Here is a 1,978-nt window from a genome sequence, read left to right as displayed (position 1 = left end):
TTTTTAGCGTCCTAGCCGGTCTTTGAAAAAAACTGCCCCCAGGAATCGAGCGCAGCGAGATTCAATAGAGTTTGAGCGAAGCGAAAACATAGGGCAGTTTTAAATGCCGTTTTTGATTTTTTTGGGCTTTTAATAATATAAAAAGCTTTTAAATGCTTTTAAGAGCCTTGAAAGTATTGATATACGTGCGTTTCAGAGGACATACCGACACAAATAGTTTGTCATACCGACACAAATAGTTTGTTCAAAAACACCAATACCGACACAAATAGTTTGCATTAAGACACATAAAAATATAATGTGTCTTTATATACATAAAAATAATGGTGTCTTAATGAAAGGCGGGTTAGTTGTAAAAGATAATGCTCTTATGAATGCCAGTTACAACTTAGAGGTAACAGAACAAAGGTTAATTTTATTGGCAATTATCAGTGCTAGAGAAACAGGGAAAGGAATTACTGCTGACAGTAAACTAGAAATTCATGCCAGTGATTATGCAAAACAGTTCAATGTCACAAAAGAAGGGGCTTACAAGGCTTTAAAAGAAGCTGTAAACAACCTATTTGATCGACAATTTTCATTCCAAGAAGAAACATCAAAAGGGATTGGTATTGTTCGCTCACGATGGGTTAGTCGTATTAAATACATTGATGATTCTGCTCTACTAGAAATCACCTTTGCCCCTGATGTAGTTCCACTAATTACACGACTTGAGAAACACTTTACAAGCTATCAGATTAATCAAGTTTCAGGACTTACAGGCAAGTATGCAATACGACTTTATGAACTATTGATAACATGGCGTGAGGTAGGTAAAACTCCAATTTTGAAACTAGCGGATTTCAGAAGTCAGTTAGGAGTTGAACCTAATGAATACAAAGCAATGAATCATTTTAAAAGTCGTGTTTTAGAACCATCATTACAGCAAATTAATGAAAAAACAGACATTAAAGTGAAGGTAGAACAACATAAAAATGGTCGTTCAATTAGTGGTTTTTCATTCAGATTCAAACAAAAACCACAGCCAAAAGTAGAACAAAAAATCGACCCTAAACGAGATCCAAACACACCCGATTTTTTTGTTGAAATGACCGATGCCCAACGGCATTTGTTCGCACATAAATTATCTGAACTACCCGAAGTTGGTAGCGAATATGCAGAGATCGGAGAGTCAGCCGAAGACTTTACGAAACGCCTTGCCGACATGCTTTTAGAGCCAAAAAAATTCAGGATGTTTTATCCGCTACTGGAACAGCTCGGCTTTGGTTCTAAAAAAATCCAATCTGCACCAATTAAACAGGTCGATGAACCTAAGTTTATTGAGTTGCGAAATATGCAAGTGAACAGCTTGTCGTTCAATATGTCCCGTGACAAGAAATTCGCTCACTTAAAGCAGGAGAACGAATCTCCAGATGATTTTATGCAACGGCTTCGCATCATGCTAAAAGACCCAAAACAGCAACTTCAATTTTATGACTACGTGAATGCCAAAAAGTAGCAATTAATCCTCTAAAAAAGATTTCAAAACGCCCCAACTTTTGGGGCTTATTTTTATCTTTTTCAGAGGTCGATTTTTTGTTTCTCGGAGAGAAACGCGTAAGCGTGCATTCCCTCCTGCTGTCGGGAAATGATAAATCTCCAAACCGCTAAAAATTTTATTGTTAGCAAAGCACCAATATCGAATTTCACCCCATAGCGCAAAAACCGCCTAAAATCGCATTTAAGCGCCTTTTCTTCAAAAACAGGGGAATCTAGCCAAACAGGGCTAAAAACGCCAATAAACGCAAAATAGGAGCATTTAGACTATGAAATTGAGTGATGCCGAAAAAAATAATCGTTTGTCAGAGGTACTTTTAAAGAAATCAGATCGAGAATATTACGATTTAGAAATCACTGAAGATCATCAAAAACTTTATGATCAGTACGTTTCAGGTGATTTAAACAAGCAAGATTTTGAAGAACAACTAAACAAATTGAT

Annotated in this window: 1 pseudogene; it reads left to right on the top strand. The window is 36.6% G+C overall.

Annotation, left to right across the window (positions count from 1 at the left end):
* Window positions 1-334: 334 nt before the first annotated feature.
* Window positions 335-1,264: pseudogene (gene repM / locus FTV31_RS16445) on the top strand (replication initiation protein RepM); the annotation flags it as partial.
* Window positions 1,265-1,978 lie beyond the last annotated feature (714 nt).

The organism is Acinetobacter sp. YH16031 (assembly GCF_013417335.1).
Lineage (GTDB): Bacteria > Pseudomonadota > Gammaproteobacteria > Pseudomonadales > Moraxellaceae > Acinetobacter.
The sequence above is the reverse complement of the archived record's forward strand: the minus strand, read 5'-3'. Positions and strand labels throughout refer to the sequence as shown.